This window comes from Nocardia sp. NPDC050378 (genome assembly GCF_040655675.1).
In the GTDB taxonomy this organism is placed as follows: Bacteria; Actinomycetota; Actinomycetes; order Mycobacteriales; family Mycobacteriaceae; genus Nocardia; species Nocardia coubleae.
In genome coordinates this window covers 23,972-37,257 of record NZ_JBFAKI010000025.1, presented here as the reverse complement: position 1 = coordinate 37,257, position 13,286 = coordinate 23,972, and the positions used below count along the sequence as shown (strand labels likewise).

At 67.0% G+C, this 13,286-nt stretch carries 13 protein-coding genes; 2 read left to right on the top strand and 11 right to left on the bottom strand.

All coding sequences use genetic code 11. The features are described 5' to 3' along the window. Window positions 1–119 precede the first annotated feature (119 nt). From AB0I35_RS30870 to AB0I35_RS30820, 11 genes are all read right to left on the bottom strand, one after another. Window positions 120–917 (bottom strand): hypothetical protein, encoded by a 798-nt coding sequence (locus AB0I35_RS30870; RefSeq protein ID WP_357399841.1) that lies wholly within the window; start codon window positions 915–917, stop codon window positions 120–122. A gap of 14 nt (window positions 918–931) precedes the next feature. Continuing rightward, complete coding sequence (locus AB0I35_RS30865; RefSeq protein ID WP_357399840.1) at window positions 932–1,573, bottom strand: hypothetical protein; 642 nt, start codon at window positions 1,571–1,573, stop codon at window positions 932–934. A gap of 17 nt (window positions 1,574–1,590) precedes the next feature. Continuing rightward, window positions 1,591–1,821, bottom strand: a complete 231-nt coding sequence (locus AB0I35_RS30860) for a hypothetical protein (protein ID WP_133734208.1) — start codon at window positions 1,819–1,821, stop codon at window positions 1,591–1,593. After that, window positions 1,818–2,624, bottom strand: a complete 807-nt coding sequence (locus tag AB0I35_RS30855) for an alpha/beta hydrolase (protein WP_357399839.1) — start codon at window positions 2,622–2,624, stop codon at window positions 1,818–1,820. The genes AB0I35_RS30860 and AB0I35_RS30855 overlap by 4 nt, the downstream gene beginning before the upstream one ends. Window positions 2,625–2,682: 58 nt before the next feature. After that, a complete protein-coding gene (locus tag AB0I35_RS30850) occupies window positions 2,683–2,985 on the bottom strand; it encodes a hypothetical protein (protein ID WP_357399838.1) in 303 nt (100 codons plus the stop codon). Further along, window positions 2,982–3,632 (bottom strand): hypothetical protein, encoded by a 651-nt coding sequence (locus AB0I35_RS30845; RefSeq protein WP_357399837.1) that lies wholly within the window; start codon window positions 3,630–3,632, stop codon window positions 2,982–2,984. Before AB0I35_RS30845 ends, AB0I35_RS30850 begins: the two co-directional genes overlap by 4 nt. Beyond that, window positions 3,632–4,078: a hypothetical protein gene (locus AB0I35_RS30840; RefSeq protein WP_357399836.1), complete on the bottom strand. Its 447-nt coding sequence runs from the start codon at window positions 4,076–4,078 to the stop codon at window positions 3,632–3,634. Before AB0I35_RS30840 ends, AB0I35_RS30845 begins: the two co-directional genes overlap by 1 nt. A gap of 325 nt (window positions 4,079–4,403) precedes the next feature. Beyond that, the gene (locus tag AB0I35_RS30835; protein WP_357399835.1) at window positions 4,404–5,789 is read right to left on the bottom strand and encodes a cutinase family protein; all 1,386 of its coding nucleotides are present in this window, start codon (window positions 5,787–5,789) and stop codon (window positions 4,404–4,406) included. Between the two features lie 245 nt (window positions 5,790–6,034). Continuing rightward, entirely contained in the window at window positions 6,035–7,156 is a 1,122-nt protein-coding gene (locus AB0I35_RS30830; protein ID WP_357399834.1) for a lipase family protein, read from the bottom strand. After that, on the bottom strand, window positions 7,153–8,382 hold the full coding sequence (locus tag AB0I35_RS30825; RefSeq protein ID WP_357399833.1) for a cutinase family protein: 1,230 nt from the start codon (window positions 8,380–8,382) through the stop codon (window positions 7,153–7,155). Before AB0I35_RS30825 ends, AB0I35_RS30830 begins: the two co-directional genes overlap by 4 nt. Beyond that, window positions 8,379–9,275: a hypothetical protein gene (locus tag AB0I35_RS30820; protein ID WP_357399832.1), complete on the bottom strand. Its 897-nt coding sequence runs from the start codon at window positions 9,273–9,275 to the stop codon at window positions 8,379–8,381. Before AB0I35_RS30820 ends, AB0I35_RS30825 begins: the two co-directional genes overlap by 4 nt. Before the next feature lie 542 nt (window positions 9,276–9,817). Between AB0I35_RS30820 and AB0I35_RS30815 the strand changes: the two genes are divergently transcribed. Next, window positions 9,818–10,747 carry a helix-turn-helix transcriptional regulator gene (locus AB0I35_RS30815; RefSeq protein ID WP_357399831.1) on the top strand — a complete coding sequence of 310 codons (930 nt, stop codon included), beginning with the start codon at window positions 9,818–9,820 and terminating at the stop codon, window positions 10,745–10,747. Window positions 10,748–11,952: 1,205 nt separating this feature from the next. After that, window positions 11,953–13,044 carry a tyrosine-type recombinase/integrase gene (locus AB0I35_RS30810; RefSeq protein WP_357399830.1) on the top strand — a complete coding sequence of 364 codons (1,092 nt, stop codon included), beginning with the start codon at window positions 11,953–11,955 and terminating at the stop codon, window positions 13,042–13,044. Window positions 13,045–13,286: the final 242 nt, after the last annotated feature.

Below are 13,286 nucleotides of genomic sequence, written 5' to 3'. Positions count from 1 at the left end.
GCCGGCTAGATCGGCGAGCCGGCACGCTTCCTGTACTCCGGGTACCGCGAGACAGGCCAGATCGGGAACAATTTGGGCATGCACACCGTCTCCCGGTGCGAGCGGTGCGGCGAGGACACTCACGGTTGCCTCCAGCGGCCGAACCCCGCCGTCGAGGCGACGGGTGTGGCTGGACGCCAGAGCGTCTCGATGATCTCGGGCGTGCGGATGCGCCAATCACCGTCGACCCAGACCATCGGCCAGGTCGCGATCGCGTACCCGGTCGTCGAGCGGACCGCGAGCTGAACCACAGCGAGGTCGTCGCGGTATCCAGGTTCGACCCGCACACCTTCCGGGACGGTGACGTAGCGTGCCATTCCTGGTGCGCTGGCTCTCGAGCGGGCGAACTGCTCGACCAGCGTGTCTCCGCCGCCGTAGAAGCGCTCCCGCACGACCTTTTGCCAGATCGGTTCCGGCGCTGCGTAGGCCCGGCCGATCGCGTCCATCGCCGCCAGTGCGGCACCTTGCGGTGTGCGCGCGAACCCCTGCGCAACTCCGGCGTCGATACGGGCTGGGCCGTCGCTTCCTGAGACCGGCACTGCTGCGCCGTCGAAGATTCGTTGCCACTGCAACCGGGCTGGTGGTGCGCTCAAATAGTCCGGTCGCGTCGGGTCGATCCGCTCGGCAACGATTTGCGGCAACGCCGCACCGGCTTCCTCGGCCGGGACTTCGAGCCGGTTGCCGAACATGTCGACCGTCGGCGGACGCGCTGCTGTCGGTGTCGTCGGTGACACGGCGATCGTGGTGGGTTGTCCGCTCTGAACAGGGGGTTGGGTCGTGTCGGTACGGTCGTCGCCTGTGACGGTCAGGACGAACACGACGATCACCACTGCGGCGATGATGCCGAGCAGTATCAGCAGGGTTCGCATCGAGCGCATCAGAAAATTGATCCTCACGGTTTCGGCAGGGCGACCATGTCGTTGGGCACGGAATCGACTGCGGTGACGGCGCTTTCGGTTGCCGTATCGAGCAGTCGCAGTCGCCACCCGCCGGTGGCCCAGATGACGGTGGCGGTGTTGCGGGTGGTCGAGTTGTCCGGGTAGATGGAATAGGTCTGGATCTGGGCTTCTGTGTCGGTGTAGGCGGTGACGACGTAGCCGAGGATCTTGGGCACCGCGTCGGTGACCGGGGTGGTGATCGAGATCTGGGCGCGTGCTGTGGCCCAGGCATCCCGGCCTGGGCCGGGGGCGATCATGCGTTGCCCGACCGCGGCCCACTGCCCGTCGGGTGCGACCGACATGCGCACGGTCGTGTGGATCGCGGCCAGGGCGGCACCGGCCGGGGACCGATCGAAGTCGGTGGCGGTCGCACCGTCTACCACGCGTGGGCCTTGTACCGCAGTGGGCAGGTCGATGCCCTGGTAGGTCCGCCAGCTCAGCCCCGTGGGGGCCAGCTGTTCTGCGGTGTTGGCGACTGGGAGATGATTGTCCTCACCGGGGTCGGTGCCACCACAGCCTGTCGCGGTGCCCGCCACAGCGAGCACGATCCAGGCGGTGAGCGTCCGGCTGCCGAGTATCGAGAGTTTTTGTGACATTGCGGTGTCCTGTGGTTTCAGGTGGGCAGGATGGCGATGGCCAGGGCGCTGGCCGAGCCGAGGAGTGCGGCGGCGGCGAGGGATCCGATGAATCCTTCGATCGCCTCTTCGCGGTAGATCCGCAAGGCGAGTTGGCCGCCGACGAAGGTCGCGCGAGCCACACACAGCAGCAGCACGAACCAGGCCAGCCAGTTCAACAGCTGCGTCAGGGGCGCCAAGACCTGCGCCGGGAGCGGTGCGGCGATCACCAGTGGCCTCCGAACCGGTCAGCGTCGCGAGCCACCCGAATCGCGGAAGACACCGCTGCGGCGGGCATCCAGGGAAAGGTTCGGGCCAGGTCATGACCCCCGTCGCGCAGGCTGCTCAGTTCGGCCCACACCGTGTCGGCCAGTTCCGTGACCCGCCCGTAGCGCGCGACAGGGTCTGCGTGCCCGGCCACGACCCAGGTCGGTGTCGCGCGCAACAGGTCTTCGACAACGGCCACGTCGGCCCCGCATCGCCGATACGCGCGCAGGGTGTGGCGGGCTGCCTCGAGTTCGGCGTCGGTGTGGAGGCGGTGCTCGCCCAAGGCTGTGAAAAGTTCGTGGATGAGTCGTCGACAAGCTCGCAGGGCCGCCCCGGTCGGGTGTTCGGTGAGGGCGTTGTCGTGGTCGGGTAGTTCGGTGACCGGTGTGATCGCGACGATCGCGTCGACGCGGGCGGGGTCTCGTCGGTGGTGATAGAGCCATTCCTGCGCGACGATCGCGGCCAGCGAATGCACGACCAGCACCACGCGACCGGCAGCATGGGAGATGACGGTGTCCAGGTCCTCGACGAGTTGAGCCATCCCGGCGGGACCGGGGAGCAGAGGCAGGTCGTTGCCGTGGCCGCGCTGCTCGTAGACCAGCTGGGCGACCTCGGCGCGGAAGTGCCGGTCGATCAGCGTGGTCATCGGCGCGAAATGCGTTGCATCGGCCAGCGGTCCGGGCAGGTAGACGACGGTCAGCGCGGCGTCGGTGTTCCCGCACCGGGTTCCGGTCAGCACTGTGCCGTCGGCGGCGGTGATGGTCACAGGGTCTGAATCAGCTGTGGTGCTGCGGGTTTCGTGGCGGTACTGGGGTGCCTGCATGTCAGTACCCTCCGGTGACGGCGGCGTTCATGATGGTGCCGGCGGAGGTGGCGATGATGCCGCCGACCATGGCCGCGAACACGATCTTGGGCGATTCGACCGCGCCGCCGTGCCAGCGCTCCCACCCGAACTTGCCCCCGGCGTAGATCAGGGCTGCGACCCCGGCCAAGATGACCAACCAGGACAGGTAGCCCACCAGGTTGGTCAGCTTGTCCCCGCCCGGCGGGATGGTCGGGTTGATTTTGATCTCTTGGGCCAGCACCGTCACGCTGTCGCCCACGACGGATAGAACCGACATCGTCATTTCTCCGAATCGTGTTGGTCGAGATGGTTTTTGGTCGTGCGGGCGAGGGCGTCGATGAGCTCGCTGCCGACGTGATGGACATCGAGAGGCACCGCTTCGGTCAGGCGGGCGCGCCGTTGTGGTGTGGGGCCGAATGGGCTGAACTCGGCGAGTTCGCTGAGTTCGCGTTCGATGAGCTCGTCATGCCAGCCGATCTCCCACACGCGTACGGCCAGGTCTTCGACCACGGCGCGGTAGCGGCGCACCGGTGCCGGGACTCGGCCCGGGCGGGCGGCACTGAGGACGACACCGACGACCTCGACGCCTTCGGGTGCTGCTCCGGCATGCCATTCACGCAACCGGTCCGCGCAAGCGATCAGCCCTGGCAGGCACAACCGTGCCGCCACAACGACACGTTGGGTGGTCTGTGGCGAGCCCGGCCAGGACTGTTCGCAGTCCGCAGCGGGCGCCCACCACCGCGCCAGCGTCGAGGTCCCCGCACCCCCGTGAGCGCCCACGATCGCGACCACCGGTGGATGCGCTCGGGTAGTCGGTAAGGGTTCTACCCGGATACTGGCGACGCGCAGGGGCGGGGTCACCGTCGCCGGGTCCAACCGGCGCCCGCCGACCACGGCGAGCGGATGCTCGTGGAGGATCAGCGCGGGCATCAGCTGCCTCGCTTCTGGATGTTGGTGATCACCGATCCGCCAGCAGCGGCGGCGGATACGTTGACCAGCTGCAGGAAGTCGAAGCGGCGGCCGTCGGGATGCAGTTCCACCAGGTGGACCTCGGCGGTGTTCTCCGCGATCGGAGTGATGCCGACGCAGTGGCTGGTGCCGATCGGCAGCGCCGTGATCGCAGCGGCCAGCGGTTCGTGCACGATCCCGGCCTGAGGGGTCACCAACCGCAGCGCTTCCTCAGCGCTGCGTGTGACGTAGTAGGCGTATTCGAACGCCGCGATCACACCGGCGACGGTCGTGGTGTCCCCGGCGCCCGCTGTCACCGTTTGCGCAGTGAGCCCGGCACATGCCCGCTCGGTGGCGGCGACAGTAGAGGTAGGAGTGATCGAGGTCGTCGTTGTCGCGGTGGTGGTGGTGTGGTCGCTGCCCGACATGTCCACCGCGACAGCAGCGACCGATCCGGTAAGGATGCCGGCGGCGGCGCTGAGCGCAATGACGCGTGACCGCCGCGTTGGCGGGTGGCGTGGTATTGATCGGCCGTGGAGGTGTTCGCTGACCTGATGAGGCTCGTCGGAGTGGGGGTCTGGGTTGTCGGGCTTGTATAGCCAAGCGGCACCATGGTTATGGCTCAGGTCGTCAGTGGGCATGTTGTTCACCTCCTCGATCGGCTGGGTTGTGGTCGGGCCCTTCGGAGCACGCCGCTGGAAGAGCCGCTGACCAGGGGGAAGGCGAGCTGCTCGATTCGTGCTCCGAAGGGGTCTAGGGGTGCGCCATCGGCTCACTGGTCGGGGCCGAGGTCGAACCGGTCTGTGTGGCTGCGGGTTTCGCTGCGGTGGGCGAGGGAGCGGGTTGTGGACTGGTCGGAGTCGTCGCGTTGTTCGAGGCTGTCGGTTGTTTCGTCGACGGGCTCGCAGTGGCGGTGAGGTCGTGGGCGATCGCGGTGAACCAGGCGGTCGTCGCAGCCAGCGGGGTATCGCCGCCTGCGGTGACCGAGATCGTGCTGTAGCTGCTGCGTCGCCCGGTGGCGTTGCTGTATTGGGCGGTCGCCGAGGTCGTGTACAGGTCTTGGGGATCGGTGATGGTGGAGGTGATCGCCTCGAATGCGTCGTTGACCCAGGTACTGATCGATTGGGGTGGCACCAGATCCACCACCGCGTCAGCGACTTTCGTACCGAGCACCGCGACCGCGGCGGCGGGGTTGGACAGACCCACGGCGGCGAGTTCGGCGATGGTCGTGGCGGTGAAGACCTTCTGTGCCACCGACACCACGGCGTTCAAGCCGATCGTGCCGATCTTGAACAGCGCCGACAGCGCGTCGGACTCGGTCGGTGTTGTAGCCGACGGTGAGGACGCGGCTGCAATGCGCTGGCCGAGGGTTTGGTTGGGGGTGTAGGAGAGTTGATCCAGGCTGGTGCCGGTGATGTCGTCGTTGACCACGCCGACAGCGGTGTTGAAGGCGGTGGAGGCCAAGGCTTGGGCGACGGTGGCGATCGCGGCGACCGGGTCCTTGCCCCCGGCTTGTCCGGTGATGTTGGTGACCGCCGTGAGCAACGGGCTCCCGGACTGGACATCGCAGGTGGCATCACCGGCCACGCACAGATCAGCAACCCGACCGACCAGGGACCCGAAGTCGGCCGGTGTCGCGTCGGCGGCTATCCCAGCCCCGGACAATCCGATGTTGGTCAGCTTGATCTTCGACACCGCGGTTCCGTTCGTGCCGGAAGGCGCGGACGGGACTTCCGCGTTGTCGGTGCCGGGCAGAGCACCGGTCGCTGCGCGCCGCGACGGGTTGGCCAGCAACGCGATCCCGGCGACCTTCTCCGCAGGGACTCGAGACTCCCCCGCCCCGGCCCTTTCAGCGAAAGCGGCTGCCGCAGCGGCACCTTGGGCATAGCCGGCGACCGCGATCTGTGTCGATGGACACCGGTCGATGACCTCCCCGGCGCGCTGTTCGATCTGATCGGCTGCCGCGGTCACCGCCGCCGGGTAGTTCGTCGTGTTCACCTCGGCGCCTACGACGATGTAAGACCGCTCGATCGCCTTGCCCGCAGCGGCACCCAACCTGCCGAAAGCCTGGCCCAGCATTCCGGTATCGCCGGTGTCGGCGGTGGTGGCGGCCCCTTCCTCACCGCTCTGCACGCCCACCGCATACAACGCAGGACAGGCCGAGGTTGCAGGTTCGCCCGACGTCGGCGACGGGCCAGGTGCGCTGGCGGTGGGCTGGGCCAGGGCTGGTGCCGCGCCGATGAAGATCACGGTCAGCCATGCGGCCGCGATGGTGCAGGCTCTGCGCTGAATTGTGTTGTGGTTCAACGGATTCGGCTTTCTTTCACTGTCGAGTCAGTGGGCTCGGCCTGCCCGCGCCGGAGGGGGTGGCGCGGGCAGGCGCGTCAGTTGGTCCGGTTCGGGCCGTGATGGCGTGGTGGTCGGGCGAAGCCCGTGCGGAAGGCGGTCAACACGTCGGGGACTCCGAGGTCGGCCGCGCCGAGGTGGGTGACGTCGAATTCCGACCAGGTCACAGCGACATCGCGGGAGGTGTACTCGGCGAACAGTGCGCGTCCGGATTCGATCGGGACCAGCGCGTCGAGTAACCCGTGGTAGAGGTGGATCGGCACCAATGGTGTGGAGGTGCCGAGGGTTTCGTGGGCGAGCACGTATCGCCAGACCGGGTCGTTCCAGGGGTCGGGACGCTCACACCATGCCGAGAGCGGAGCCAGGTACTCGACCATCAAGGTCGCCAGGTCGAGCTGGGAAGCCGCGCGGACCGCGCGCACGCCGTCGTCGCTCAGCAGATGATCGACCGGCAGGTGCGCGTATGCCCGGGCCAGCCCGATCATGCCCGCGAACGCCAGCCCCGACCACGGTCCACCATCGAGGCTGTTGATCAGCGCGCCGGGGTCGCGGATCACCGCACCGGCCGCGACAGCCCGCAAATCCAGCTCGGGCGCGTAGGCAGGTTGGAACTCCGCGGCAGCGGCGGCGACCCGGCCGCCATCGGCGTAGCCCCAGACCGCGACCGGAGCCTCGACAGTGCCCTGTGCAGGTTGGCCCGCGACCGCTCGAGCTATGTCCAGCACCGCATGTGCGGCCGCCTTCTTGGCCAGGAAATGGTGGGGTCCGGCGCCGTGGATGCCCAGACCGATCCCGTCGGGAACCGCGACTGTCCATCCCTGCACGAGCGCGGCGGCGATGCTGCTCGTGTCGGGTTCGTTCCCGTCGACCAGCAGTTGTGAGGGAGCGCACCGGCCACCCAGACCGTGAAACGTCGGGCAGTACACCACCAGCGGGGCTTTCATCACCGCGCCACTACTCGGCGTTGCCGGTTCCAGCACGATGCCTGAGGCGGAAACCGGGACGCCGAAGCTGGTTTTGGTCCTGTAGATCACCTGCCAGGCGCGCCGGAGTCCGGCGATGTGGGGCACCATCACCTCGCGGGTACGCAGGATGCGGCCGGGGGCGCCGGAGCCGATCGCGGTGTTCGCGCGGAACTCATCCGCCCCGGTGCTGGTCATGGGCGGGCTCCCGCGACGTCGTGGGCCAGCGCGATCATCCACGCGATGCCCGAGTCCAACTGCCCGGTCAGGGCATAGGAGTTGTGGCGTCCGACGGTGTCGACGAACCGCAACAAGATCACCGGGTTGACCAGCTCGGCGTTCTCGGCCGCGAGCTGTCCCCACGCCCCACCGAGCTGGGCGAACAATTTCGGCACCTGCACCAGTGGGTTCGCCGCGACCAGCGCGGTGATCTCGTCCCAACGCGCAGCCGCCGCCACTGGATCCGTCACGGGCGTGCGGGGATCCCCTGCATCGACCAACCGCTGCCCCAACCCCACCTGCGGCGCGTAGTCGACACCGCCGGCACCGACCTGAAAGTCGTTGACGATCACGGCGTTCCAGGCCTCACCGAGTGCGTCGGAGAGTGCGGCGCCCAGCGTGGACAGCGCCGCGAAAGGGTTGGTGAGGTCGGCTTGGGCAAAGACCTGAGCACCCAGTCGCAGAACCGATGCCTGGCCCGGGGCGGAGCAGGCGAGGTCGCCGTCGCTGCAGATGTCGGCGACCCGGCCGGTGAGATCGCCGTATCCGGCGCGGGTGGTCGCTAGTCCCGCACCACCTGCTGGGGCCGCGAGGACTTGCACCCTCGCCACCGCCGCACCCGAGGTGCCCGGTGCCGGGTCGGGCACGGTTTGACCCGGTCGCCCGGGGAAGACGGGTTCGAGTTCGCCACGATCAGGGTTGGCATACAACGCGATTCCTGCGATGCGATCGGCCGGGACAGGGCCGTTGCCGGCACCGACATCGCGGGCGAAACTCGCCATCGCTTGGGCGCCTTGGCTGTAACCGACACCGGCCAGCATCGTGTCCGGGCACGCCTGCACGACCTGGAGTGCCGCAGCGTCGAGGTTGGCCCGGGCCCCCGAGACCGAGGCGACGTACGGGTCGGAGCCCCCGCCGGGGACGATGCCGCCGAAGCCCGCGTCGTAGCCGATGTAGGCGCGCTGCACGAGCGATGGCACCGCACCCACGACCGGTCCGATCAGCGACCCGACAACGCCGGTGTCTGCGAGGGGGTCCGCGTTCGGCGACGATTGGCCTGTTCCTTGGACACCGAGGATGAACAGCGCCGGGCATCCGTCGATCGGCACTGCGACTGCGGGAGCCGCCGGTGAGGCCGCGGTGATCGCCGCGGCTCCCACCATGGCGGCGGCCACAGATGCTGCGGTACGGGCTGCGCTGGTCATTGACCGACTCCGACGCCGGCGCCGAACCCCGCGCCGATCGTTGCACCGACCGCCCCGCCGACAGCACCGGCCGGTACGCCGAGGATCGCCGCACCCGCGGCGGCTCCGGCGGCGGCGCCCAAGGCGGTGCCTGCGACTCCGCTCGTCGCTTGTCCGATGATGGGGACCGGGATCATGATTCCGAGTGCGGCACCGGCGATTCCCCCGACCGTTCCGCCGATCAAGCCTCCGGCTACCGCACCGACTGCCGCTGCTGGTGCCCCGAGCGCGGTCGCTCCGGCCGCGCCGCCCAGTGCGGCGCCACCCAGGGTCGCGCCGCTGACGCGATCTGAGCGTCCTGCGGGGATACCGACCGAGTCCAGTGCTGTCGCGACCTGCGCCTCTGCCCCTGCTGCGGTGTTATTGATGGTGTCGCGGACTTCCACCGGGAGCCACTCCGGGCTCGGGGTCTGCCACTCGCCGATCCGAATCGTGTTCTCCGGCGGGATGATTGGTGCGACCGGCTCGACCGGAACGGGGAGGTGCAGTTCTTCGATGCGCACGGGTTCGATCGGCTCGTCCACTTCGGGGGCGGGCCGGGCCGGGCCTGTTCTTACCTGTTGGGGCTGTTCGTAGTACACCGGTGATGTGGGTTCAGGAGTCGGCTCGAGCGCGGGTTCGGGAGCTGCTGGGGGCGTGGGTGTTTCGGTACCGGGTTGGGACGGACTGGTCACGCCGCCTTGATCGGCAACGGTGACCAGGGCGCTGTTGGCGTGGGCAGGGCCGGCGGCGCCGACTGCCACAGCGACCGGAATGGCGGCAGCGAGCAGCACGGTGCCGGTGCGACGTGCGCCGGAGATTCCGGAGCGGCGGCGAGCTGCGCTGCGGCGGGCGGTCGGAGTGTTTTCGGGCATGACTGATCGACCTCTCTAGTCGAAAGGTGAAGCTGATACGTGGGGCCGCAGCGGGATGGGCTTCGCGTGCGCGGCAAGAATTCAGATCGGTGGGCTGCTGCCCGGCACCGCCGATCGGTGTATCCGGTTCGGCGGTACCGCTCGGCGGCTAGGTCAGAGCAAGGTCAGAGCCAGATACAGCACCTGATTGGCCAGGGCGGCGCCGTTGGCCAACAGCGACAGCCCGGCGTTGAGATAGCTCGCGATCACGATCGGATCCACGGGATTTCCTTTCTGGGAGGGAATTACTTTCGCTTTCCATCCAAGCCATGAAACCGACTGGGCCGCTAGAGCATTAACTGATCCAGTTTGGATATATCAAAAAGGATCAGTTAAGGAACTCATGTCAGCGGGGGCAAACCACGGGACCAAACTGACCCATCCGGCGACGCGGCTACTTGAACTCCCCAGACCACGGGAAGCCGCGTCGAAACTTCCACTGTTGCTGAAGATCTGGCGAACAGCTCCGTCCGCAATTCCGCAGCCGTGGGCAAACTTGCCGCATGAAACCCCTTCTGGTAAACAGGGTCCCATCACCAGCAGGTGACTCACTTCAAACCTCTCAGCCTGTGACTTTCACCACTAGCTCCCGGGGGGGAGATATGAAAAACAAACGTCCCTCTAGGCGGTTGTCAGATCGGCCACGGCGACGGCGTCGACGCGATCCGACCCGACCTGATGTGTCCATTCCCGACCTCGGCACGACGTGCCGGTGGATCCGGGAGGATCTGGGTTTCACTCGCGAAGAGGCGGCCGACGCGGTCGGGTTCAGCGCGGTCCACCTCGGGCGCATCGAACGCGGCGAGCGTGAGCCCTCGCTGAACACCCTTGAAGGGATCGTTCGAGGCTACCGACTCGACCAGGCGATGTCGGCACACCTGCACGACCTCGCCATCGCCGACATCCCGCTGGCCCCAACCCACCACCTGCGCACCTACGTCCAGGCCGAGCCCGCATTGGCTGTCAACCTCGAACGCTTCCAGACCCGAGGCGTCTTGGCCGCATACATCGACCCGATGTCGAATGTGTTGTCGCGCAACGACTTGTTCGCCGAGGTCCTGATCGGCATCGATGACATCGGATCGGTACCAGTCTGGATGTTCAGCGAGCACGCCAGCACCGTCCTAGTCGATCCTGATGGCGAACGTTCCTGGATGATCGCGAAGGTAAAAGCCGCGCTCGGCCGACATCGAACGTCGGTACAGGCCAAAGAGCTCGTTGCCGCACTGGCCCCGAACAGTGAAGCTCAACGACTGTGGGCAGCGAGCGTGAAGGTCTCCCTCGGCCGCGACACGCGGCGCCTGTTGCACGCCCACAGCACTGACCAGAACAGGGTCTCCTACCAGCTGTCGCTGACCGACAGCATCGTCTCCAAACACATCCAGCTGGTCACGGCCACACCAGAGACCTACTCCGGGCCCGTACTCGACTGAGCACCAGCAACATCCGACCGGTCTGGCGGGGACATATCTCGCTCTCGCGGGTCGGACAATTGTGAGCCCAAACAAAGCACCAAACCCCGAAACACTGCTAATCGCGCCCCATTTCACGGCTCATGCAAGAAATGGGTGGCAAACTCCGCGAAGTTCATGTCTTCTGGAGGTTGGAAGAGCCACTGATCGGGCAGAACAGGTGCCCGATGAAGATTCACGCAGCAACCGCCCCCGTCTATGGGCGCGACCATTCTCCAGCGGCGACTTCGCGCGCCCCCATCACCGATCGCTGGTGGTCTCGTAACGCCCGAAGCCGCCCTGGCCCGACCTCGGTCAGGTCATATTCGCACGTTGTCCTACATCGCCTTCGTCGCCAACCTTGTACGAAGACAGGACCACTTCTCGGCTCCTGCCCACCTCTGGTGCGCGGCGCCCAATATCGCGAACCCGGAATCGGCATCGACCACGACCGGGGGCACACCAATGCGCGATGACCCTTCGACTCCGCCACCGCCGCTTCGCCGGTGGGTCAACACCAGAACGGCCGCCGACCACATCGGCATCCACCCCGAAGTACTACGGCGTTGGGCCCGCCAACCGGGCAAGCACCCGTGGCTACCCAAACCCATTCGAGTCGGAAGGGAATTCCGGTGGGACATCGACGAACTCGACATAGCCTTGGCGAACCCGGACCGCGAACCACCCGAGCACCACGGTGAGACGAGGTAGACCACATCACGGCGCGGGGGGCATGTCAGGGCTGCGGCCCAAAGACGCCGAACTTCGCCGATCGGGGCCAGGATGCGGACGAGGTCTGGTGCCCTGCTCTGTGTCACGGTAGCGGCCCACGGTGCCTCGGAACATGGCAACCGTCCAGGACACGACCGTGCCCGCTGGACCCGACCTACGCCTCCGCCCTCTACGCATTCGCCGTCGCCTACAACTCCCCCGGCAACTGACTGCCACATTGCGGGTGGCGCGATTCGCAGACTTGCTGTCTACTGGAATGTGGAAGAGCCGTTGATCGGGCAGAACAGGTGCCCGATGAAAATTCACGACTACCCCCACATCCCCCTCCCCCGGGTTGTTCGCATGTCCCCGGTAGCCTGCTCCTCCGACCTTGCCAGCAAGGGCAATCCCCTGAGGAAGAGCAGCACGATCGCCGCGACTGGCCCATATGCAGCACGTTATGGCGGGGGCGAGCGATGAGCGACCCCAACCATGAGATCGCACGGAAGTTGCTGGAACAGCTGGGGGTTCAGGCACAAGATCTCCTGCCGAAGTCGGACCCAGCACCGGCGCCCACATTCGACGAGTACATCGCGAGAATCATCCCCACAGTCTCGGCCGGAACACTGCGAACCTACGGGACTTACTGGCAGCGCCTACGGAACGAGTGGGGAACACGGCGCCTCGACGACCCGACGAGTCTGGAGATGCAGGCACTCGTCGAACGCATCCGCGCGGGCGCGGTAAAGCGCCGCAATTCCCGCGGTGGGAGGTCCGCAGCCGAGCACATGGTGAGTGCGCTGCGCTACCTGTATCGGTTCGCGGCCAACGACGGCTACGTCCGGACCTCCAACGCTGCTACGGAATTGATCAAGCCGCGTCGACTACCCAGCCCCCGTGGAGCGATCGCCGCCGAGCGGCTCCACGAGGTGATCGAAGTGGTCACCACTACCGGCGACGACGTCGAGCTAGACACTCTGCTGCTGCGCCTGCATCTGGAAACCGCGTGCAGGACCGGCAGCGCACTGGCTATTCGGCCGGCGGATCTCGATACCAGGCAGCGCCTGGTCAAACTGCGTGGAAAAGGCGGAACCGTCCATTGGCAGCCGATCTCGACGGCTCTGCTCGCCATGCTCACTGCCCACTGTGCGCGCGGCGATGATCCTGACGGACAGCTGCTGCGCTACCGGTACGGGCGCCCTATCACGCGCCGACGCTACGACCACCTGTGGATGCGCGCGGGCCGACAACTGCCATGGGTCGCGACCCAACAGGTCAGCACGCACTGGCTCCGCCACACCGTGCTGACCTGGGTCGAGCGAAACTTCGGCTATGCCGTCGCCCGCGCCTACGCCGCCCACGCTGTCCAGTACACACCCGGCGGTGCGACGCTGACCTACGTTCGGGCAAGCGTCCACGAGGTCGCAGATGCCGTATCCGCGCTCACCAGCGAACTACACCCACTTGCGGTGGGGCAATCCACAACCAGCCGTGTCCTATCACCACTGCCGCTACCAGTCTGGACACCTCGCGGCGGCCCGTCGATCCATCCCTCGATTGACCAGTAGCTAGCCAGCTACCTGGCCCTGGGCAGGGCACCACCGCGCATGTCGAGATGCTGGCCGACGCACTCGGAATACCCTCAGCGACGATGCCCGAATTGCGGAAATGGTATTCAGGGCTCGAACCGCCCACGGAATGGGAGGTCCACGACGCCAGCCCAGCTGCAATGTCACCAGCGGCGACACACTCGCCGGTCGGATCGGGCTGCGCCACTCAACCTCCTCGAAGGCGTCACCGGGCTCGACTG

Coding starts and splice junctions, on each gene's coding strand:
- AB0I35_RS30815 (WP_357399831.1), top strand. CDS start 9,818: ATGAAACCCCTTCTGGTAAACAGGGTCCCATCACCAGCAGGTGACTCA.
- AB0I35_RS30830 (WP_357399834.1), bottom strand. CDS start 7,156: ATGACCAGCACCGGGGCGGATGAGTTCCGCGCGAACACCGCGATCGGC.
- AB0I35_RS30865 (WP_357399840.1), bottom strand. CDS start 1,573: ATGTCACAAAAACTCTCGATACTCGGCAGCCGGACGCTCACCGCCTGG.
- AB0I35_RS30840 (WP_357399836.1), bottom strand. CDS start 4,078: ATGTCGGGCAGCGACCACACCACCACCACCGCGACAACGACGACCTCG.
- AB0I35_RS30850 (WP_357399838.1), bottom strand. CDS start 2,985: ATGACGATGTCGGTTCTATCCGTCGTGGGCGACAGCGTGACGGTGCTG.
- AB0I35_RS30810 (WP_357399830.1), top strand. CDS start 11,953: ATGAGCGACCCCAACCATGAGATCGCACGGAAGTTGCTGGAACAGCTG.
- AB0I35_RS30820 (WP_357399832.1), bottom strand. CDS start 9,275: ATGCCCGAAAACACTCCGACCGCCCGCCGCAGCGCAGCTCGCCGCCGC.
- AB0I35_RS30845 (WP_357399837.1), bottom strand. CDS start 3,632: ATGCCCGCGCTGATCCTCCACGAGCATCCGCTCGCCGTGGTCGGCGGG.
- AB0I35_RS30870 (WP_357399841.1), bottom strand. CDS start 917: ATGCGCTCGATGCGAACCCTGCTGATACTGCTCGGCATCATCGCCGCA.
- AB0I35_RS30825 (WP_357399833.1), bottom strand. CDS start 8,382: ATGACCAGCGCAGCCCGTACCGCAGCATCTGTGGCCGCCGCCATGGTG.